We start from the raw sequence: 20,554 nt of genomic DNA on the forward strand, positions 1-20,554 counted from the left end.
ATAGGTCACGCCGGGGACCTGGTCCGCCGCATGAACCCCATGTCCAGATGCCGCTTCCAGCGACTGGCGAGTCGTCCGCCCCACCAGTATGACCCGTAGAGAGCCAAGGCCTCGCCATGGCACAGGTTGATGATCGATAGTGCCCGCTTTGGGGGATGGTAACGCTTGAGTGGCTCCTCGGCGAGGCTGGCCAGCAGGTTGTGCGCGAGAATGGGTCCTTGTCGCACGCCGTGCACCCCAAGACGTGGCAGCGGCTGGTCGATGATGGCGGCGCAGTCGCCCGCGGCGAACTGGGTGGTGCTGCCGTCGATCCTCAGGTCAGCCGCTACCGCGATGCCGCGTCCCGCTAGAGTGGGGAGACCCAGATGGGCCAGGTTCTGGGGCGGAGCGAGGCCCCTGGCATCGATGATATCGCTGGCCTCGTCATCGACCAGCGGGGGCAGTGAGGTCGTCTCTGCGCGGGGATGGACCCGCAGCGTGATGGCGCGCCGATCGAGACAGTCACGGACATAGCGCTGTGCGCCCGCGGACGCCTGTGCCAGGGGGCCGTTACTGCGATGGTGCAGGTGAATGGGCAGCGCCATGTCGGCTACCCCGTGCCGGCGGGCTAGCGCCCTGGTCGCGCAGGCGACTTCAATGCCGCTGGCGCCAGCGCCGAGCACGTGAAGGCTCAGAGGCAGATGATGAAAGCGTCGCTCCAGGCTGCGCCGACACTGCAACAGCCGCGGTATCGGCTTGACTGGCCAATAGTGAGGTGAACCTTTCGTCGTCGAATGCACTGGCAGAGGAGCGAGAGGGGCCGAGCCCAGGTTAAGGCTGAGGTAGTCAAAGGATAGCCAGGAGCCATTGCTCAGCCTTCCTCGCTGTTGCTCATGGTCAAGTGCCACGAGCCTGGCACGTATGAAGTCCACGCCGTTCTGGCGGCAAAGCAGCGCGGGGTCGATACGGTCTTCCGAAGGCCGATGGTCGCCGGCCAGCACCCCACTGGCGAGACCTGAATACCAAAACCCACCTGGGTCCACCAAGGTGATTCGAAAACGCTTCAGCAGCGCGTTCTGTCTCAGCAGGTAAAGGTGCGCGTGGCCGGCACCGACCAGCAGTAAATGGGGTAGGGGCATGGTAGGCAAGACTCCTGAGTGAGCTCAGATGGTGCGCAGTTGTGGGTACGACGTCAAAGTCTGATGCGAATGACGGCGTCACCCTTGGCCTTTCGGCTGACGGCTATCCCCTTTGATGATCAGCGTTACCTCGGATGAGAGTGCGAGATTGGTGGTCGTGGGCCCTAAGCTCATCACAGGGCACCACGAGCCGTCTTGTGTGGATAGGTCTTGTGTGGCTAGCCCCTCTCTCGCTGATCCTGTCGATGGACCGGCTCTAAGCAGGCCGCTCTGCTGCTTGCAGTGGACTAACGGAGTTTGTCTCCATGTCAGTCACCTCAGCAATGACGCGACCAGGGCGACGTCGGATCATGCTGTTGGTCATCCTGTGGGCGGCCGGGTTGCTGCTGGCGGTAAGTCCTGCCCCGTCACGCGCCAATGAGGCCGCGGGTGACGCCTCGCTGCTGCTGTTGACGTCCTATCATCAGGGGTATCGCTGGAACGACGATATCGTGGCCAGCGTGGAAGCACGCTTTGCTCACGAGACGGCGACGGCCGGCCGGTTCCAGGTGGAGTATCTTGATGCGCTGCGTCTGCCCGGGCACCTGGCCGATGAAGCGCTGTTAGCGAGACTGCAGCAGGCCAGTCTGGATCCCAGGGGGAGTCTGATTCTCACCGATGACCCGGCCATGGCCTTCTATCTTCGCTATAGAGACGCTCTACCATGGCCCGAAAAGGTGGTGGCATTGGGTTTGAACGATGACCTGCTCAGGGTCGAAGCCGAAGCTGCAGGCGTCAAGTCCTTGAAGTCCTATCCCGTCATGGCCCAGTCCCTGAACATGTTGGTGGATACCTTTGGCGCGCCATTGCACCTGATCTTGCTGGGGGAAAATACGGAGCACGCCTACAACGTCATTGATGACATGACCGAGGTGGTCGGCAGTGTGCGCGATGTCCAGCTGGTGGATGTCATCCACGGCTGGACGCCCGAGGTCGTCCTTGAGCGGCTTGCGCGCAGTCCGCCCGGGACACGGCTTTACATGCAGGGCGGGCGTGACTCCGGTTGGAACGAAGGGCCGGGCAGCACGGCGGAGCGGCTTGAGGCGCTGGCCCGACAGAAGGTACCCGTGTTCTGCCATTTTGCCTTTCAGATGGCGGTGGGGTGCGCCGGTGGCGCCATCCTTGATATCGAGTTCCTGGCCCACGCGGCGGTGGAAGTCGCGCTGACGCCAGCGTTTGAGCTGGTGCCCGCCAGCTCCTCGATCATGGCACAGCGCTATCTTATCCATGCACGCTGGTATCAGCTGTTCGATGGTAAGGAACATGTCGCCTTTCAATGGGTCGGTGTCAGGGGGCGTCTGGAACAGCTGACCCGCGGCTATCAGCAGGCGGTCGTGGGAATGGTGGCGGTCACCCTGACCGGCCTGCTGGTGGCGGTCATGCTGCTGCTGTCTCGCTTTTCATCGCTCAGGCGACGTCGCCGCCTGATGGTGGATGATCGTTTCCAGCTGCCCACGCGGATGGCCCTCGAATCAGACTATCAAGGCCCTCGCTGTGCAGAGATCGAATGGCTATTCCTGCTCGCTGCGCCAGAAGTGATCCGCTATCGGCGGCGCCTGGGCAACATGTGTCTCGAGGCACTGTTACGTTCCAGTCTGGATGCTCTTTCTGCGCACCTGCCCAAGGGCTGGCGCCTGTATATCGGAAAGGATGAGCGCATCATCGGTGCCATACCTGCACACGTTCACGGTCCGGACGTTGAGTCACAGCTCGATAGCTATCTGGCGCTGGTGTGCAAGCGACAGCAGGCGGCGAATGAAAAGGTGTTGCATTGGTATGCCTGTGTGACCCTGGTGCCTGCGCATATCAGTAACCTGAACGCCTGCCTGAGCGCCCTCGATGAGGGCATGCAACGGTTGGAAGCAGAAGGCTGGGTGCGCCCGATACTGCGGGTGGTGGCCGCTGGTCCCTACCAGGAAACCCATCTACGCTGGCTGTGCCGCCAGGTCGGTGTCTTGATCGAAGAACCCGACACCCAGTGGCGGCTGGTGGCTCAACCCAAACTGGCCCCGCCCAACCGCTCCCTGGTGGGGGTCGAGATGCTGATTCGGTGGCGACACCCCGAGGCCGGAGACATACCACCAGCGGACTTCTTGCCGGTCATTTTGATGCTGGGCTTGGCCGAGCGATTCGACCGCTGGGTGATCAAGCAAGCGCTGGACTGGCTCGCTTCATTGGTGGCCCCGACGGAGTGGTTGCACTGTGTCTCCGTCAACGTGCATCTCAGCAGCCTGCTGGCTGAAGACTTCCCTGACTACGTGTCACAGCAGCTGGCGCTACGCGGGATTGCACCCGAATGTCTGGAGCTTGAGTTGGTGGAACATGAAAATGTCGACGATGTCGAGCAGGTGCAGCGTCAGATGCTGGCGCTACGGGAGCGTGGCATTGGCATCGCCTTGGACGACTTTGGCTCAGGCTACACCGCGTTCAACTTGTTGCAGCGACTGCCGTTGACGTCGATCAAGCTGGACTACTCCTTGCTGCATGCCGCACGTCGCTTCGATCAAGCCCGTCAGGCCTATGCGGCCCTGGTCGGGCTTTGTCACCGCATGGAATTGTGCGTGGTGGCCGAGGGTGTCGAGACCATTGAAGATGCCAGTTGGCTGGTGATGCTAGGCGTCCAGGAAGGTCAGGGATACTTCTTTGCTCCGCCAATGGAATTGGGGGAAGTGGCAGACGTGTACGGCACCTGCCTGCAGCGTCCCTCGTCGGTCAACAGGCTAGCCTACCTGGTGGATCGACGGGGCTGAAACAGGCTTGAGCACGAGTAGAGCAATAGTGCGATCCAGATTAACGCGAAAGTCGTCAGCTGCGCCGGCACGATGGGTTCATGGAACACCCATAGCGCAATCAGGAACTGAAGCGTTGGGTTCAGGTACATCAAGAAGCCCAGGGTGCTCAGGGTCAGCCGTCTCGCCGCCCCGGCAAACGCCAGCAAGGGTAGGGCGGTCAACACACCGGAGGCGACCAGCAAGGCAGTCGTGTAGGGGGGAGCCGCAATGAGCTCAGGGATGAAGTGGCTTGGCTGCAGCGGCAGCAGCAGCAGCGCCAACGGCAGCAGCAGCAGGGTCTCGAGAAACAGCCCCGACAGGCCATCAAAGGCCAGCTGCTTGCGCAGCAAGCCATAGGTGCCAAACGAGGCGGCAAGACTCAGGCTCAGCCAGGGCAACGACCCCAACTGGAACAGCTGAAGTGAGATGGCGGCCACGGCCAGGGCGATGGCGACGCCCTGGACCAGCGTGATCCGCTCTTTCAGGACCAGTACCCCGAGCATCACATTGACCAGCGGCGTCATGAAATAGCCCAGGCTGGCCTGGAGGACCCGATGTGTCTCGACCGAGTAGATGTAAAGCCCCCAGTTAAGCCCGATCAACAGCGCGCAGGCCATCGCTGGCAGCCACTGGCGCGGCGCGTGGCGCAGTCGGGCGATGGCCCCCCAGCGCTTTAGCAGGGTAATGACCAGGGCCAGGAACAGGCACGACCAGATCACGCGATGGGCCAGGATCTCCAGCGCGCTGACCCCATCGAACAAGGCGAAGAACAGGGGGAAGGTGCCCCACATGCCGTAGGCGAGAAGCGCAAAACCGACACCCTGGAGTGATCCGGTAGCGGGGGAGAGTCCTTTCATCGAAAGAGCGTCCATAACACAGGATAGGGATCGATGCAGGGCGTGCATCGGCCAGCCACATTAGCACACTCTTGTCGGCGGCATGGTGGCTTTGGTCTCGGCGGCGATGTCGTTTAGTCTAGGCAGACGAACTTCACTGACGAGATCACCATGTCACAGCTGCGTACCACTCTGGTTCAGTGCGACCTGCGCTGGGAAGACCCCTCCAGCAATTGCCGGATGCTCGAAGACACCTTGGCCGATCTGGGTGGCCGGGAAACCGACATGATTGTGCTTCCCGAGATGTTCGCCACCGGGTTTACCATGAATTCCCGCGACATGGCACAGCCCATGGCAACTAGCGAGGTGGTCCAGTGGCTGCGTGAACAGGCCAAGCAGCGTGACTGTGTGATGACCGGCAGCGTCGCAATAGTGGATGAAGGGCGTTATCTCAATCGCCTGATATGGGCGCAACCCGATGGTGGCCTGCACTGGTATGACAAGCGGCATCTGTTCCGTATGGCGGGCGAACATGAGCGCTATGACATGGGCCGTGAGCGGGTCATCGTTGAGCTCAACGGATTTCGTATCTTGCTGAGCGTCTGCTACGACCTGCGATTCCCGGTCTGGTTGCGGCAGCAGGCAACCCAAGGTGCACCTTTCGAATATGATGCCCTGCTGTGTGTGGCCAACTGGCCAGCACCGCGGCGTCACCCATGGCGCGTACTGCTGCAGGCGCGGGCGGTGGAAAACCTGGCTGCGGTGATCGGGGTCAATCGTGTGGGCGAGGACGCCAAGGGGTTAAGCTATGCCGGAGATTCGATGCTGATTGATGCCAAGGGAGATGCGCTGATCGATGAGCCCCGTGATCGAGCCTTCGTCCGGACCGGTGTGCTCGACAGGGAAGCGCTGTCGGCCTTTCGCGAGAAGTTCCCGGCATGGCAAGATGCCGACGATTTTACCCTTGACCATGAGACCTACTGATGCGCCTTGACCGTTTTCTCAGCGAAACCACCGATCTCACTCGCAGCCTTGCCAAGCGTGCGCTGATGCGCGAGGAGGTCACGGTGAACGGGGAAGTAGAGAAGAAGGCCGCGCGCCAGTTAGCGCAGGATGACAGCGTCAGTTGGCAAGGCCAGCCGCTGGCGCTAGTGGGGTTGCGCTACATCATGATGCACAAGCCTGTTGGCGTAGAGTGTACGGCCAGGAGAGGCCTGTACCCGCGAGCGGTGGACGCCATTGATCTACCCAAGGCAGAACGGCTCCAGCCGGTGGGGCGACTGGATGTCGACACCACCGGGCTATTGTTATTGAGTGATGACGGCCAGTGGTCCCACCGCATCACCTCCCCGCGTCACCGCAGTGGCAAGCGCTACCAGGTGACCTTGGCACGAGACCTGGAAGATCCCGAGCAAGCGATCGAGCAGTTTGCCGAAGGGGTGCTGCTGGATGGGGAGGAGCTTCCCACGCGTCCTGCCACTCTGGTATGCCATGGCCCGCGCCAGGTCGAACTGACCATTGTCGAAGGACGCTACCACCAGGTCCGCCGTATGTTCGCCGCGATCGGCAACCACGTCGAAGCGTTACATCGTCACGCTATTGGAGCACTGACGCTGGATCCTGAGCTCGCTCCGGGTGAATGGCGTGAGCTGACTGACGCGGAGCGAGCCCTGTTTTAAGGGCTGTTAAAGCTGGGAGCGCTCTCACTGAGGGGTGGCCAGAGTGATTCTGGCTCGCCCCGCGTTCTTCGCCTGGTACAGGGCCTTGTCGGCGAGTTCCAGTAGTTCATGGGGATCCTGGGTGGTGGCAGGAAAGCTGGCAATGCCACAGGAGACGGACACCGTGCCCAGGCTGTTTCCTTCATGACGGAAGCTGGCGCTGGCCAGTGCCTCACACATTCGGCGCATCCGGTGTTGAGCATCTTCCGCGGCCGCCCCGGGCAGCAGTACCACGAATTCTTCCCCGCCAAACCGGCACACCACGTCAATGTCACGGAAGCTGTTGGCGAGCATCCTGCCGACTCCTTCCAGCACGCTATCGCCCGCGGCATGGCCATGCTGGTCGTTAAACTTCTTGAAGTGGTCGATATCCAGGATAACCACCGCCAGCGGACTTTGTTTACGTAGTGATATGGCGCTCTCGTGGGCGAATAGCTCCTCGAAGTAGCGCCGGTTATTGAGCCCGGTCAGGTCATCCCGGTAGGACAGGGCCGACAGCTCCTCCTGCAAGGCGATGCTCGACAGCACCAGCGCCAGTCGGCTCACCCCAAGCTCGATAAAGTGATAGGTGCGATCCCAGTATTGTGGTCGACGCACGAGAGGGCCCTGGGGTATCACACAGATCACGCCGAGGCGACGGGGCTGTCGTCCCGGACCGGTGACATCCAGGGGAAAGGTCCAGCGTGGCAGCTCATCAACGGAGGTCCCGTTCACCGGCACGGTGCGTTCGCTGCGCATTTGCTGAAGCAGGTCCTCGAAGTCCGGCAGATCGTCGTCCCCACGTGCCTCCAGCGGTGGAATAGTCGAGCCATCCAGACACGCCGGAGGACAGTGGCTGGTGGGCCAGAATAGCTCGAGGTGCATGGTGTCGGGTTCGTCCTGGGGCCGATAGAAAGCCCCGCTCATGGGGGCAAGGATGTCCGGCATGGCCCGTTGGGTAAGGTCGAGCGCCTGCTCAAGGGACGTGCAGGCTTGCAGCGAGTCGATCAAGTTGGCAAGACGATGCGTCTTGCTGTGCTCGTTGGCGAGCAACCTGGCTCGCTGACGCTCACGCTCGGCGTAGGTCTCGAGCTGTCGGGTGCGTGCCGTGACCTCTTGCTCCAGCTGGTTGTTGAGGTGCTCCAGCTTGCGCTGCGAGCGTGCGTAGTGGCGTGCCGCGATGACCACCATGGCGAAAATGAAGGCCAGTGCACCAAGGTGCACAGGAACGCTCACCCAGGACACAAAACCGTGGGCCACGACCATATCGATAACGGTGACCATGCTGAAGATGGCATAGCTGGCGACGATCAGGCGCTGGTTGCCATCGAAGGTCCTGCGGTACCTGAACAGCCAGCGTGACATGTAGGCGAGGGCGGCCAGCAGGAGGATATCGAAGACCGGAAACGTGGTGGGCAGGGTGACGATGTCCAGCATGGCCAGTGCGGGTGCTCCGGCTGCATAGCCGACGAGACACAGCCACAGTCGGCGAAGGCCCCTGCGCGGGATCTGCGGGAACCAGTGCTCCAGGATCAGCGCCATGGCGATTGGCAACGAGAAGTAGGCCAAGGCGGCCACATAATCCCACGCCAGCGGCGCAAATAGCAGCAACTGGCTGGCATCACTTTCCGCCAGCACCATGGAGCCCGCCGCCAGCGAGAATAGCCCGATACTGCCAAGGCGCCAGCGCTCGGGTTGCGTCAGGATCAGGATCAGCGCGAGCAGAGCAAGGATCAGACAGCTGAGGGCGATGATGATCTCCCCACGTGTCTCCGACAGGATGGTAGGGAGAACATCGGCCCTCTCCATCACCACCACCTTGCCCCACAGGCCGATATCCTTGTAGGTCGACTTGATTCTGAGATACAGCATCTTGTCAGCGACGGGAGTCGGCAGGTCGATGACGTGCCAGGTCCAGCCGGCGAATTCCCCGGCGGCTCCGCCCTCCAGTGAGCCATGGCGATAGATCTGCAAGCCGTCGACGTAGGCTTCCCCCACCAGGTTCAAGCTCGAGATAAACAGGACCGGCTGATGCCAGGCACCGTCAGGTAACTGATGGCGAATCCAGAGGCTGTTGTTGTGGCCGCGCCCCGGCGGATTACCGACACCCGACAGGGGCTGCCAGGAGGTGTCAGCTTCATCTAGCCAGACGAGGCGTCCGCTGCTGTCTCGAGGAGAGTCGCCCCAACGGTATTCCCATTGGCTATTGAGCGCCAACGCGTCGCTGAGTGCCTGCCCACTGGCGAGCCACCCGACGGCGAAGAGGAGAACAAGACAAAGGCGGCGCATGGCAGGACCTGTAACGGCTGATCCGGCCAGTATAGAACGAGGTATCCTCTGGTTCACTTGATGAGGCTGACATTCCCATTAACGCTTTTTTACGCTTCTAGCTTTTTATACCGTTATCTTGTTTCGTGGCAGCAAACGTAACGGAGCTTTTCCCTTCAAGCGTTGGCAAGTCGACCGTTACAGCAAGCGATGATGCTGCGGTCTATCCCAGGATGGAGCAGGGCACTCCGCTATCACCGTTGAACGGCACCCGTGGGGTGGTACGGCGACATCATGGCAAGCGAGTGCCGGCCGTCATTGTCGCTCGTTACTGACGCTCGTAGCTGACGCTCGTTACCGTCCGTTACTGACGTTCGTTACCGTCGGCCGTTCCTGACGCTCGTTACTTGGGGTCGTAACCCGTTGAGAGTCCGGCGGCGTCCACCAGGGCACGAGTATAGGCACTGCTCGGGCGGGAGAGAATGTCGGCACAAGGGCCTTCTTCGACCACCTTTCCCTCCTTCAGTACCATGACGCGATGCGCCATGGCTCGCACTACTGCCAGGTCATGACTGATGAACAGGTAGCTCAAGCCATGTCGCTCCTGAAGTTGTCGCAACAGATCAATCAATTGCTTCTGAACGGTTCGGTCCAGCGCCGACGTGGGTTCATCCAGCACGATGAGACGAGGCTCAAGGATGATGGCTCTGGCCACGGCGATGCGCTGGCGCTGGCCTCCCGAGAATTCATGGGGGTAACGTCGCGCTACGTCTTGTGGCAGTTCGACCTCCCGTAGCGTTCGGCGAACCCGCTCGGCAACTTCTGTCGGGGAAAGCTCGGGGTGATGGTAGCGCAGCCCCTCACTGACGATGTCGGCCACCGGCATGCGGGGTGACAGGGAACCATAGGGGTCCTGAAACACCATCTGCAGCTGGCGACGCTGCTTGCGCAGGGCGTTGCCGCTCAGCTGATCAAGCCGCTGGTCATCGAACTGGATGGACCCGCTACTGCGGGTAAGCCTTAGCAGGGCGCTCGCCAGAGTGGTCTTGCCCGAACCCGACTCGCCAACGATGCCCAGGGTTTCACCCTCGGCAATTTCGAGGTCCAGCGGCGCTACCGCCTGAAATCCTGGCCGCGCCCGTTGCAGCAGCCGCCGCGGGCGCTCGAAGGTAACGCTGAGCCCTTTTGCACGCATCAGCAGGCTGGCATCTGCTGCGGTGGGGGCAGGCTGTCCCGCGGGCTCTGCCTCCAGCAGTTCTCTTGCATGTTGGCTACGGGGAGCGCTGAAGACCTCGTCGACATCGCCGGTTTCCTGGGCCACGCCTCGGTGCATGACACAGACGCGATCGGCGTGGCGTTTCACCAGATTCAAGTCATGGGTAATGAACAGCATGCCCATGCCATGGCGATCGCGAAGCTCAGCCAACAGTGTAAGGACATCCTGCTGCACGGTGACATCCAGCGCCGTGGTAGGCTCATCGGCAATCAACAGCTGTGGCTCGTTGGCGATGGCCATGGCGATCATCACCCGTTGGCGCTGCCCCCCGGAGAGTTGATGGGGCCAGGCGTCGAGTAGCTCTTCCGCACGGGGCAGCTGTACCTGTTCGAGTAGTTGATGACAGCGAGCACGTGCCGCACGTCCCTTGATGCCCTGGTGCAATCTCAAGGTTTCGGCCAGCTGGCGACCAATCGTGTGCAGCGGATTGAGTGACGTCATCGGCTCCTGAAAGACGAAGCCGACTCTGTTGCCAAGCAGGCCTTGCCATTGCGCCCGTGTAAGCCTGCTGAGATCGGTCTGCTCGAGGAAGCGGCCCCCAGAGACGCTGGCATTGTCGGAGAGCAGATTGAAGGCGCCGAGTGCGCTGACCGACTTGCCCGAGCCAGACTCCCCGACCAGCGCCAGGGTTTCCCCGCGCCTGACCTCCAGGGACAGCTCATTGACGACATTATGTCCGTCGAAGTCGATGCTGAGGCGATCTAGGGTCAGTAGCGTATCGCTGCTCATGTCTCGCTTCCTTGGGCTGTTCCGCTGCTTGTCGAGGAGGGCACGTGGCGGGGATCGAAGGCATCACGGATGCCCTCACCGATAAACACCAGCAATGACAGCATGATGGCGAGCGTCAGAAAGGCGGTAATGCCAAGCCAGGGAGCCTGGAGATTGTTCTTACCTTGCGCGACCAGCTCGCCCAGGGAAGGGGAGCCCGGTGGTAAGCCAAAGCCCAGGAAATCCAGTGCTGTCAGGGTGGTGATGGCACCGGTGAACAGGAACGGGATGAAGGTCAGGGTGGCGACCATGGCATTGGGCAGGACATGTCGCCACATGATCAGATGCGACGGTAGCCCCATGGCCTTTGCGGCCCGGACATATTCGAGATTGCGCGCACGCAGGAATTCCGCTCGCACGATGTCCACCAGGCCGAGCCACGAGAACAGCAGCATGATCCCCAGCAGCCACCACAGGTTCGGTTCGACCAGGCTCGCCAGGATGATCAACAGGAACAGCACGGGCAGCCCGGACCAGATTTCGGTCAGGCGCTGGCCTACCAGGTCGACCTTGCCTCCAAAGTAGCCCTGGACCCCGCCTGCCAGCACCCCCAGCACCAGGGAGCCCAGGGTCAGCACCAGGGCAAAGATGACCGACAGGCGGAAGCCATAGATGACGCGAGCCAGCACGTCCCGCCCCTGGTCATCGGTGCCTAGCCAGTGGCGGGCATCGGGCGGCGAGGGGGCAGGGTGGGTCAGCGCCATATCCAGGGTGTCATAGGAGTAGGGGATGGGGGCCCACAGGATCCAGCCGTCCGCCTCGATGGCGTCCCGGGTAAACGCATCGCGATAGTCGGCGGGGGTAGGCAGGAAGCCACCAAAGGCGGTGTCGGGGTAATCCACGGCCAACGGGAAATACCATTCCTGCTGGTACTTCACCAGCAACGGCTTGTCATTGGCTACCAACTCCGCGCCAAGGCTCAGGACGAACAGCAATCCAAAGACCCACAGCGACCACCAGGCGCGGCGCTGGTGACGAAATACGCTGAGTCGGCGTCGGGTGATGGGGGATAGCGTCGGCACGGTCAGGACTCCCGAGTGTCGAAGTCGATGCGAGGGTCCACCCAGACATAGGTCAGGTCGGACACCAGCTTTAACAGGAGGCCTATCAGGGTATACAGATACAAGGTGCCGAAGATGACCGGGTAGTCACGTTGCATCACGGCCTCAAAGCCGAGCAGCCCCAGGCCGTTCAAGGAAAAGATCACCTCGATCAGCAGCGAGCCGGTGAAGAAGATGCCAATCAGGGCGGCAGGCATGCCGGCGATGATGATCAGCATGGCGTTACGAAAGACGTGACCGTACAGCACCCTGCGGTCCCCAGCGCCCTTGGCTCTGGCCGTCAGCACGTACTGGCGATGAATCTCATCGAGAAAGCTGTTCTTGGTCAACATGGTCAGGGTGGCAAAGCTGCCGATGGCCGAGGCGCTGACCGGCAGGATAATGTGCCAGAGATAGTCCTTTACCTTGTCCCAGGTTCCCAGCTCCGCGAAATCCGGTGAGGTCAGCCCGCGCAGCGGGAAGACATCGAAGTAGCTGCCGCCCGCGAACAGCACGATCAACAGGATGGCGAACAGGAACCCCGGAATGGCATATCCCACGATGACCAGCCCCGATGTCCAGACATCGAAGGCGGAGCCGTGTTTCAGCGCCTTGCGTACCCCCAGGGGGATGGAAATGAGATAGACCAGCAGCGTCGTCCACAGACCGAGCGATATCGACACCGGCAGACGCTCCAGCATCAGTGTGGTGACCGCTTCGCCGCGGAAGAAGCTCTCGCCGAAGTCGAAGGTGGCATAGTCCACCATCATGTCGAAGAAGCGCTCATGGGCGGGCTTGTCGAAGCCGAACTGCTGTTCGAGTTGAGCAATGAACTGCTCGGGCACCCCGCGGCTGCCGCGTGACTCTCCGCTGGTCAGTGTCTCGCCACCTCCGCCTTGCAGACGTGTGCTGGCCTCGCTGGAGAAGCCCTCGAAACGGGCCAGAATTTGATCGATGGGGCCGCCGGGGGCGGCCTGAACGATCATGAAATTGAGCAGCATGATCCCCAGCAGGGTGGGAATCATCAACAACAGTCGGCGCAGTATGTAGGCACCCACGGCACTTCCTTGCAGAACAGGTTCTCGTCATGCTGCCACGGTGATGCGTTGAGCGTCACTCAGCAACTCGCCAGAATCAACGTCGGCGCCCCCTTTATGCCGCCTTCATGCTGGGCTCCCAGTGGACGGTATCTCGCCAGCCCGTCAGCGGCTGCGTTGGCGCGCCTCGACGGCCTCTTCGCGCTCGCCATCGACCCACCAGGCACTGAGATCGAGCGTGTACTCGGGAAAGGGCTCCTGCCAGGCGAACTTGTCCCACAGCGCGATACGGTGTGCGGCCAGATGAAACTGCGGAACCACATAGAACCCCCAGCGCAACACCCGGTCGAGGGCATGCGCGGCCGTATCCAGTGCCTCGCGCGATTCCGCGGCGATAAGACGATCCACGAGGGCATCGATGACCGGGTCCTTCAATCCGATGAGGTTGCGGCTCTGGGGGCGATCTGCGTACTCGCTTCCCCAGAACTCGCGCTGTTCGTTGCCGGGACTCAGGGACTGTGGATAGCTGCCCACCACCATGTCGAAATCGAAGTTGCGCAGGCGGTTGAGGTACTGATTGACATCCACCGTGCGAATGTTGCCCTGGATGCCCAGCCTTGCAAGATTGCGCAGCAACGGCTGAGCAATGCGCTCGAACTGGGTGCTGTAGAGCAGGATTTCGATGTTGAGCGGTTCCCCGGTCTGCGCATTGACCATCGTGCCATCTCGGGCTTCGAAGCCGGCTTCGGTCAACAGCTGAAGGGCATGAGCGAGACGTGGGCGTAAGGCCTCGGGTTGCTCCATGGGCAATGGCTGGGTGAAGACCCGCTCGGGTAGCTGGTCACGAAAGGGCTCCAGCAAGGCAAGCTCCTGGGCGGAAGGCAGGCCACTGGCTTCCATCTCGGAATTCTCGAAGTAGCTGTCGGTGCGCTCGTATGCCCCATAGAACAGATTCTGATTCAGCCATGGAAAGTCGAAGCCCATGGTGATGGCCTCGCGCACGCGCACGTCCTGAAACTTGTCCTTGCGCAGATTCATCACGTAGGCCTGCATGCCCGCTGGCTGGCCATCGTGCACCTGCAGCTGTTTGACAAACCCTTCCTTGAGCGCAGGAAACTCGTAGGCGGTCGCCCAGTTGCTGGCGGAGTTCTCCAGTCGAAAGTCGAGGTTACCGGCCTTGAAGGCTTCCAGCGCCACCGTCTGGTCGCGATAGTAGTCAAACACCAGTCGCTGGATATTGTGGCGTCCCACGTTGACCGGAACCTGCCACCCCCAGTAGTCATCGACCCGCTCATAGACGATTCGGCGGCCAGGATCTACCTCGGCGATACGATAGGGCCCCGATCCCAGTAAGGCGTCGCGGGTGACGGCCTCGAAATCACGGTCTTGCCAGAAGTGCTCAGGCAGGATCGGCATCTGCCCCAGGATCAGCGGCAGCTCTCGACTCTCGCTGTCTCCAAGTTCAAAGCGGATAGTATCGCGATCAACCGCGGTCACGCTGGTAACGTCGCTGTAGTAGGCGCGATAGAACGGCTGTCCCTGGGTGGTCAGCGTCTGGAAACTGAAGACAACATCGTCGGCATCAACCGGTTCACCGTCATGAAAACGCGCTTCCGGGCGCAAGTCGAATTCGACCCAGCGCCGATCCGGATCGAGCCTGATGCCTTCGGCCAGCAGCCCATACATGGTGAAAGGTTCACCAGGGTTCGACTCCAGCAGGGTGTCATATATCTGGGTAAGCCCCGAGGCGGGAGTGCCGCGCACGATAAAGGGATTGGTCGAGTCGAAGCTGCCCTGAGCAGCACGAACCAGGCTGCCTCCATGGGGAGCATCGGGGTTGGCATGGGGCAGGTGGTCAAAGTCAGCCGGCAGTGCCGGCTCACCGAACAGAGGTAGGGCATGCACCGTGGGAACGGTTGATACGTCTGCGGCCGCACAATGTCCGGCCAGCAGCACGCTCGCGAGGCTCATGCCAATCGCCACCTGTCGCATCGCGCTGAAATCCTTGTCCTGAGGGACGCCAGAATGGCGTCCGCTTTATCTTCCGGAAAGTGTCAGTTGCTGGCCCGGTTGTAAAGCCTGCGGATTATCGATGCCATTCCATTGGGCAAGGTCACGAGGTGACACAGAGTAGAGCATGGCGATGCGCGTGAGGGTCTCGCCGCTCTCGACCACATGGGTGTCTGCCGAGTCTGCGCTGGCCACCTGAACATCGTTGATGTTGGTGAGGGCGCTGCGCAGGGTCGCTGCGCTCTCGGCAGGGACCAGAATTTGACGGGTGTGGCGAGGATTGACGTTGCGTGACTTCAGCCCAGGGTTCAGCTCGGCCAGCTCGCTTGTGGTCACGCCGGCGAGGGCGGCGGCCTTGCTGAGCGAGATGGGAGCTGTCACCGAGACCTTGGCGAAGGCCGCGGAACCGCTGATGTCAGGTAACGTCACGCCGTAGCGCTCGGGGCTATCGATGATACGAGAAATCGCAATCAGCTTGGGAACGTAGGCCATCGTTTCGGCGGGAAGATTGAGGTCCCAGTAGTCTCCGGCCAGGCCTCTTGCCTGCGCGGCGCGGCGGGCATTGTTGACCGTACCAGCGCCAGCGTTGTAGGCAGCCAGAGACAGCATCAGATCGCCTTCGTACCACTGATCGGCCTGCATCTCGATGTAGTCCAGGGCGGCGCGAGTCGATGCTACGACATCATTGCGGCCATCCCAGGCACCGTTGCGCTTCAGCCCCAGCGCGTCGCCGGTACGCGGCATGATTTGCCACAGTCCAGCGGCGCCAAAGTGGCTGCGTGCCTTGGGATCAAATGAGCTTTCCACGAACGGGATCAAGGCGATCTCGCCGGGGAGGCCGCGGGATTCCACCTGTTGGGTGATCCAGGCTAGCCAAGGACGGGCGCGTTCGGTGATCTCAGCAACGTTGTGGGGACTTTTCTGGTAGTAGTCGATCCACTCCTGCACACGCGCATTGACGGCCACATCGTTCCACTGAAAATCTCCGCGCAGGCTGGTCCAGGCATCCTGCGGTTCCAGTTCCAGCGCGTCCCAGAAGTGAGTGGTCAAATGCTGGTGCGCCGCAGCGCCGCCCTGGGCGGCCGCAGTGCTGCCGGGGCCGCTGTTATAGGGCAGTGCTCCACCGGGTGGGAGCGGTGAGGCTTGCGAGGTATAGGCACCGGCCATCAACGAGCCAAGGAGCGCCAGACTACTGGCCGCACCAAGAAGTCGTCTACGGGTCGTGTGAAATGTCATGCGTAAGAGTTCTCCCGGTTCATGAAAGGGTTCACGAACCTGTCATGGGGCGATGTACATGGAACGCCTAGTTGATGGCGACCTTAGAAGTCATCCTTCCAGGCTCTCAACGTGGCAAAGGTGGCGTCCGTGCTGTCGGTCGACCCATGAGCTGATGCAGCGCGCTTGACATCCTCATCATCGCAACGAAGGAAAGGATTGATACGGCGCTCACGTTCCATCGTTGTTGGCAGCGTGGGTCGGTCCAGTTCACGTGCTTTCTGACAGTCGGTCAGGGCACGGGCAACCTCGGGGTTGCCTGGATTGGCCGCCTGCGCAAAGGCAAGGTTGGCCAGGGTGTATTCGTGGGCCGAGAATACCAGGGTTTCGGCTGGTAGCGTATTCAGCCGCTCGAGGGAGCGCAGCATCTGTTCGGGGGATCCTTCGAACAATCTGCCACAGCCACCGCTGAACAAGGTGTCTCCACAAAACAGTAGAGAGGGGATGCCAGCGGTGAAGAAAGCGATGTGGTCGAGGGTGTGCCCCGGAACCGCCATCACCTCGAACAGGCGCCCCATCACGCGTAGTTCATCACCATCACCGACGATCTCGGTAATGCCCTCGACCGTGGGAGCGTCCGAGCCCGACGCTCTGGGTCCGACCACGCGGGGTGAATAGCGCTCGACCAGTTCGGCGATGCCGCCTGTATGGTCGTGGTGGTGATGGGTCACCAGGATGCATCCCAGCGTCAGGTTTTCCCGTTCAAGCAGCTGAATGACGGGCTCGGCGTCGCCTGGATCGACCACGCAGACCTCTTGACTCGAATCCTGGCGCAGTAGCCAGATATAGTTGTCGCTAAAGGCAGGAATCGGTGTCACGCTTAGCATGGTCGTCAGGTTCCTTCGAAAGCCGCAGAGTCGATAGCCACTGGATTTAATGCCGCAGGCGCACACGTCTAGTTAGCTTGCAGGCGCTCTGCTAGTGGCGACAGGCGGCAGCTGATGTCTTCAGTAAACTTCGCTTTTCGCCCTGCAAAATCAGACACTTTGGAGGCACGAGTCCACTATGTCAAATGCGTCGGAGCCGATGGAGCTCGCGCGCCTGATACGGCACGCTCGACGCTACTGGTCCAGTGACAGTGGTCAAGCTGTCCGCCGTTGCGAGAGGGCCTGTTTGGGTCCTCTGGCGGAGCGCTGGTGCGGCCAGCATGGTCTCGAGCTATCTCTGGCCGAACCTTTGGTCGACATGACCGCCGTGCGTCACTGGATACGATGGTCTCCGACCAGGGAGTTGGCGGAAAGTTCCAGCACGCTGGTATGCCTGCCCGAGCGCCTCCCGCTACCCGATGGGGCGGTTGATCTAGTAGTGCTCAATCATCTGCTTGAGGTCGTGGCTCATCCTCATCAATTGCTGCAGGAGGCCGTGCGTGTGTTGGCGCCGCAGGGCAGGCTGGTGCTGCTCGGGTGGTCTCCCTTGTCGGTGTCCGGGCTGATGAGGCTCAGCCCACGGCAGCGACGCCATCTGCCAGGTCAGGGCCACTGGCGAACACCGGGTACGCTCAGGGACTGGCTGGAGTTTGTCGATGTCGAGATCGACCGGTTAGACTACTGCCGCTTTCGTCTGCCGGGGTTGTCCGGGCGCAACACCATGCTGGAAACCCTGGGTCGGCGCTATAACCTGCCGATGGGCGACTGCTACATCATTCAGGCGCGCTGTCGCTCTCAGTTGGCGTGCACACAAGGACGGCGGCCGCTGTTTGGCCTGCAGGTCGGTGGTGCTCACCTGGGTACCACCTGTCTGGAGCCTAGCGTCCGACAACATCAGAAGCAGAAAAAAGGGTGAAATGCGTTGACCACACCGGACTCACTCCCTGTCGTCACTATTTATACGGACGGAGGGTGTCGAGGTAACCCAGGGCCAGGAGGGTGGGGCGCGCTGCTCGAGAGTGGCGACCATCGCAAGGAGCTCAAGGGCGCCGAGCATGACACCACCAATAATCGAATGGAGCTGACCGCCGCGATACGCGCCCTCGGCGTGTTGAAGCGGGAATGCCGAGTCGCGCTGTGGACAGACTCAGAATACCTGCGCAAGGGCATTACCGAGTGGATTCACGGGTGGATCAAGCGTGGCTGGAAGACAGCTGCCAAGCAACCGGTCAAGAATGCTGATCTCTGGCGCGAGCTCTACGCCCAGACCCAGCGTCATCAGATCGAGTGGCACTGGGTCAAGGGGCACAGCGGCCACCCAGGCAATGAAGCTGCCGACAGGCTGGTCAACGAAGCCATCGACGACTTGTTGAGCGGCGCCTGACCCCGCAGGCGCTGGCGTTACCACATTCAGGAAATCCCCATGCGACAGATAGTGCTGGATACTGAGACCACCGGTATCGAGACCCGCGATGGTCACCGAATGATTGAGATCGGTGCGGTGGAGATGATCAATCGTCGCCTCACCGGTAACACCTATCATCAGTACATCAATCCAGAACGTGATATCGATGCCGAAGCCATCGGGATTCACGGTATCACCAATGAGCGAGTCGCCAACGAGCCGGTCTTCGCCGACGTGGCAGCCGAGTTCTGGGACTTCATACGGGGGGCTGAACTGGTTATCCATAACGCACCCTTCGACGTGGGCTTCATCGATCATGAATTCTCGCTGCTGAAGGCGACTCGGCCCGATCTCTATCCTGGTCCGGTCAGGCAGCATTGCGGCGTGCTGGATACCCTTACGATGGCGCGGGAGCTGCATCCCGGCCAACGCAACAGCCTGGATGCGCTGTGCAAGCGCTATGACATCGACAACGGTCACCGGGTGCTTCACGGGGCCTTGCTTGACGCTGAGATTCTGGCCGACGTCTATCTGGCAATGACGGGCGGCCAGACCGCGCTGACGCTGGATGCCGGAGATGACAAGGATCAGCAGGCGGCAGTTCCGGGTGAGTTGTCAGTGCGCCGCTTGTCACTGGATGCAGGGCGGCTGACGGTGATTCGTCCCGATGAGGATGAGCAGCAGGCGCACCTGGCGAAGCTCGACGCCGTGAGGTCCAAGGCGGGCCAGTGTCATTGGGATCACTTGGCACCGGAGTATGCTGGCCTGGGTCAGCCCAAGGAGGAGAGTCACTGATGCTACGTCGGGAGCTGCCGCAGGGAATAGCGCGCGGCCGAGTGATCAGGCTGTCGGAAGGACGCATCGCCCCTGGCGTCGACGATACGCCACTGGGGCTGATTCAGGACTGGGACGACCAGGTGCAACCCCTTTGCTGGTGGAACGACGACCCGATTGGACTGCGTCTGGAATCCGAGCCAGGGGATGACTGGATCGACGGCCGTGGATGGTTGGCTCAGTTACCCGAATCATGGTTCGCCCTCGTGTCGACCGCGCTTCAGGTGGGGGCCTGGATGGCCAACCACCGCTACTGCGGGCGCTGCGGCCAGGCCGCCACGCGGCTCGAGCACGAATTTGCGATGCACTGCTACCATTGCGGTCATCGCAACTATCCTCGTATTTCACCGTGTATCATTACCCTGGTGACCCATGGTGAGTCGCTGCTGCTGGCTCGCAGTCCCAGGTTTCCCCCTGGGCGATATTCCACTCTGGCGGGATTCATCGAGCCCGGCGAATCTGCCGAGCAGGCCGTGCATCGTGAAGTGCATGAAGAGGTCGGTATCTCGTTGGGACGGCTACGTTACATTCGCAGTCAGGCGTGGCCATTTCCGCATTCTTTGATGCTTGGCTATCTGGTGGAAGCCTCGACCCGAAGAATCCGGATTGATGGCCATGAAATTCAGGATGCCGCCTGGTTTACACCGCGCACACTACCCCAGCTTCCCCCTCTCTACTCGATTTCCCGCGAACTGATAGAGCTGCACCTGGCTGAGGTGCGCGACGGCCGGGGTGGTTAGGGCCTGAGCCACTTGGCGGATGAACTCGTTGAGGGGTGAACGGCTTGAGAAATGAGCGGCTTGAGAAATGAACGGCTTTAGGGATGAGCTGTGTAAGCGCCTGTCAGTCCAGGTCGGCGTCGAAGAATGACAGTCGCGCGGAGCGGCCAGCAGCTTGTCTGCTGGCCGCGGGCTATCAGCTCGGGAACAGGTCGGTAAGCCGTGTCGCCAGCATGATGTTGCCGGTTGCCTTTAGTTTACCGGTCATGAAGGCCGTCATGCCGTTGATGTTGCCTTGCATGATTCCCTTGAGCGTCTCACTGCTCATGCTCAGGCTGACAGAAGGGTCGTCATGCTCGCCTTGCTGGATATCCAGCGCGCCATCATCGATGACCACGTAGTAGTCTTCGACATCGCTGAAATGGAACTGGAAGACTTCGTTCATGCCCTTGGCAGCATCCGGGTTGAAGCGAGAGCGCAGGGACTCGAGGGTGGTTGACATGTTGCATCCTGGGTCTGGGAATCTGTATGGAAGCGTATTTCAAACGGATGTTTTAATCAAGGTCGAGATTGTCGTTGCCGAGCATGCTGGTGG

Annotated in this window: 17 protein-coding genes; 7 read left to right on the plus strand and 10 right to left on the minus strand. The window is 61.1% G+C overall.

All coding sequences use genetic code 11. The features are described from left to right. Positions 1-5 precede the first annotated feature (5 nt). Entirely contained in the window at positions 6-1,118 is a 1,113-nt protein-coding gene (locus KUW18_RS14475; RefSeq protein ID WP_222561742.1) for an NAD(P)/FAD-dependent oxidoreductase, read from the minus strand. A 305-nt stretch (positions 1,119-1,423) separates the two neighbouring features. Here KUW18_RS14475 and KUW18_RS14480 point away from each other — a divergent pair, with 305 nt between their 5' ends. Then, entirely contained in the window at positions 1,424-3,907 is a 2,484-nt protein-coding gene (locus KUW18_RS14480) for an EAL domain-containing protein (RefSeq protein ID WP_206938999.1), read from the plus strand. On the opposite strand, the gene rarD is transcribed toward KUW18_RS14480, so the two are convergent. After that, the gene (gene rarD, locus KUW18_RS14485; RefSeq protein ID WP_206938997.1) at positions 3,883-4,785 is read right to left on the minus strand and encodes an EamA family transporter RarD; all 903 of its coding nucleotides are present in this window, start codon (positions 4,783-4,785) and stop codon (positions 3,883-3,885) included. The two genes, KUW18_RS14480 and rarD, sit on opposite strands and share 25 nt — an antisense overlap. Before the next feature lie 150 nt (positions 4,786-4,935). Between rarD and KUW18_RS14490 the strand changes: the two genes are divergently transcribed. Together KUW18_RS14490 and KUW18_RS14495 are read left to right on the plus strand one after the other, a co-directional pair. Further along, entirely contained in the window at positions 4,936-5,748 is an 813-nt protein-coding gene (locus tag KUW18_RS14490; RefSeq protein WP_206938995.1) for an amidohydrolase, read from the plus strand. After that, positions 5,748-6,443, plus strand: a complete 696-nt coding sequence (locus tag KUW18_RS14495) for a pseudouridine synthase (RefSeq protein ID WP_206938990.1) — start codon at positions 5,748-5,750, stop codon at positions 6,441-6,443. Before KUW18_RS14490 ends, KUW18_RS14495 begins: the two co-directional genes overlap by 1 nt. Before the next feature lie 24 nt (positions 6,444-6,467). On the opposite strand, the gene KUW18_RS14500 is transcribed toward KUW18_RS14495, so the two are convergent. The 7 genes from KUW18_RS14500 to gloB all read right to left on the minus strand — a co-directional run bounded on the left by KUW18_RS14500 (position 6,468) and on the right by gloB (position 16,962). Beyond that, positions 6,468-8,750 (minus strand): GGDEF domain-containing protein, encoded by a 2,283-nt coding sequence (locus KUW18_RS14500; RefSeq protein WP_206938984.1) that lies wholly within the window; start codon positions 8,748-8,750, stop codon positions 6,468-6,470. Positions 8,751-9,132: 382 nt separating this feature from the next. Next, positions 9,133-10,734, minus strand: a complete 1,602-nt coding sequence (locus KUW18_RS14505; protein WP_206938976.1) for an ABC transporter ATP-binding protein — start codon at positions 10,732-10,734, stop codon at positions 9,133-9,135. Beyond that, positions 10,731-11,795, minus strand: a complete 1,065-nt coding sequence (locus tag KUW18_RS14510) for an ABC transporter permease (RefSeq protein ID WP_409995523.1) — start codon at positions 11,793-11,795, stop codon at positions 10,731-10,733. Before KUW18_RS14510 ends, KUW18_RS14505 begins: the two co-directional genes overlap by 4 nt. Positions 11,796-11,797: 2 nt before the next feature. Then, positions 11,798-12,871: a microcin C ABC transporter permease YejB gene (locus KUW18_RS14515; RefSeq protein ID WP_222485884.1), complete on the minus strand. Its 1,074-nt coding sequence runs from the start codon at positions 12,869-12,871 to the stop codon at positions 11,798-11,800. 144 nt (positions 12,872-13,015) lie between these two features. After that, positions 13,016-14,821: an extracellular solute-binding protein gene (locus KUW18_RS14520; protein WP_222561743.1), complete on the minus strand. Its 1,806-nt coding sequence runs from the start codon at positions 14,819-14,821 to the stop codon at positions 13,016-13,018. 66 nt (positions 14,822-14,887) lie between these two features. Continuing rightward, positions 14,888-16,096, minus strand: coding sequence for a transglycosylase SLT domain-containing protein (locus KUW18_RS14525; protein WP_222561744.1), 1,209 nt, complete (start codon positions 16,094-16,096; stop codon positions 14,888-14,890). An 83-nt stretch (positions 16,097-16,179) separates the two neighbouring features. Continuing rightward, positions 16,180-16,962: a hydroxyacylglutathione hydrolase gene (gloB, locus tag KUW18_RS14530; protein ID WP_222238520.1), complete on the minus strand. Its 783-nt coding sequence runs from the start codon at positions 16,960-16,962 to the stop codon at positions 16,180-16,182. 178 nt (positions 16,963-17,140) lie between these two features. On the opposite strand from gloB, the gene KUW18_RS14535 reads away from it, so the two are divergent. Genes KUW18_RS14535 through nudC form a run of 4 tightly spaced genes read left to right on the plus strand, consistent with a single transcriptional unit; the run spans position 17,141 to position 19,980 of the window. Continuing rightward, positions 17,141-17,917 (plus strand): class I SAM-dependent methyltransferase, encoded by a 777-nt coding sequence (locus KUW18_RS14535; protein ID WP_224852104.1) that lies wholly within the window; start codon positions 17,141-17,143, stop codon positions 17,915-17,917. 6 nt (positions 17,918-17,923) lie between these two features. Continuing rightward, positions 17,924-18,385, plus strand: a complete 462-nt coding sequence (gene rnhA / locus KUW18_RS14540) for a ribonuclease HI (protein WP_206938954.1) — start codon at positions 17,924-17,926, stop codon at positions 18,383-18,385. Positions 18,386-18,424: 39 nt separating this feature from the next. Then, on the plus strand, positions 18,425-19,201 hold the full coding sequence (dnaQ, locus tag KUW18_RS14545) for a DNA polymerase III subunit epsilon (RefSeq protein ID WP_206938950.1): 777 nt from the start codon (positions 18,425-18,427) through the stop codon (positions 19,199-19,201). Next, on the plus strand, positions 19,201-19,980 hold the full coding sequence (gene nudC, locus KUW18_RS14550) for an NAD(+) diphosphatase (protein ID WP_222163779.1): 780 nt from the start codon (positions 19,201-19,203) through the stop codon (positions 19,978-19,980). Before dnaQ ends, nudC begins: the two co-directional genes overlap by 1 nt. A 175-nt stretch (positions 19,981-20,155) precedes the next feature. On the opposite strand, the gene KUW18_RS14555 is transcribed toward nudC, so the two are convergent. Continuing rightward, positions 20,156-20,461, minus strand: coding sequence for an SCP2 sterol-binding domain-containing protein (locus tag KUW18_RS14555; RefSeq protein ID WP_222163780.1), 306 nt, complete (start codon positions 20,459-20,461; stop codon positions 20,156-20,158). Positions 20,462-20,554: the final 93 nt, after the last annotated feature.

This window comes from Halomonas sp. DP5Y7-2 (assembly GCF_019802025.1).
Taxonomy (GTDB): domain Bacteria; phylum Pseudomonadota; class Gammaproteobacteria; order Pseudomonadales; family Halomonadaceae; genus Halomonas; species Halomonas litopenaei_A.

What these genes read in the sequence shown, in the direction of transcription:
- KUW18_RS14505 (WP_206938976.1), bottom strand. Translation starts at nt 10,734, where the DNA reads ATGAGCAGCGATACGCTACTGACCCTAGATCGCCTCAGCATCGACTTC.
- KUW18_RS14480 (WP_206938999.1), top strand. Translation starts at nt 1,424, where the DNA reads ATGTCAGTCACCTCAGCAATGACGCGACCAGGGCGACGTCGGATCATG.
- nudC (WP_222163779.1), top strand. Translation starts at nt 19,201, where the DNA reads ATGCTACGTCGGGAGCTGCCGCAGGGAATAGCGCGCGGCCGAGTGATC.
- gloB (WP_222238520.1), bottom strand. Translation starts at nt 16,962, where the DNA reads ATGCTAAGCGTGACACCGATTCCTGCCTTTAGCGACAACTATATCTGG.
- KUW18_RS14495 (WP_206938990.1), top strand. Translation starts at nt 5,748, where the DNA reads ATGCGCCTTGACCGTTTTCTCAGCGAAACCACCGATCTCACTCGCAGC.
- rarD (WP_206938997.1), bottom strand. Translation starts at nt 4,785, where the DNA reads ATGAAAGGACTCTCCCCCGCTACCGGATCACTCCAGGGTGTCGGTTTT.
- KUW18_RS14535 (WP_224852104.1), top strand. Translation starts at nt 17,141, where the DNA reads ATGTCAAATGCGTCGGAGCCGATGGAGCTCGCGCGCCTGATACGGCAC.
- KUW18_RS14555 (WP_222163780.1), bottom strand. Translation starts at nt 20,461, where the DNA reads ATGTCAACCACCCTCGAGTCCCTGCGCTCTCGCTTCAACCCGGATGCT.
- KUW18_RS14490 (WP_206938995.1), top strand. Translation starts at nt 4,936, where the DNA reads ATGTCACAGCTGCGTACCACTCTGGTTCAGTGCGACCTGCGCTGGGAA.
- KUW18_RS14525 (WP_222561744.1), bottom strand. Translation starts at nt 16,096, where the DNA reads ATGACATTTCACACGACCCGTAGACGACTTCTTGGTGCGGCCAGTAGT.
- dnaQ (WP_206938950.1), top strand. Translation starts at nt 18,425, where the DNA reads ATGCGACAGATAGTGCTGGATACTGAGACCACCGGTATCGAGACCCGC.
- KUW18_RS14475 (WP_222561742.1), bottom strand. Translation starts at nt 1,118, where the DNA reads ATGCCCCTACCCCATTTACTGCTGGTCGGTGCCGGCCACGCGCACCTT.
- KUW18_RS14520 (WP_222561743.1), bottom strand. Translation starts at nt 14,821, where the DNA reads ATGAGCCTCGCGAGCGTGCTGCTGGCCGGACATTGTGCGGCCGCAGAC.
- KUW18_RS14500 (WP_206938984.1), bottom strand. Translation starts at nt 8,750, where the DNA reads ATGCGCCGCCTTTGTCTTGTTCTCCTCTTCGCCGTCGGGTGGCTCGCC.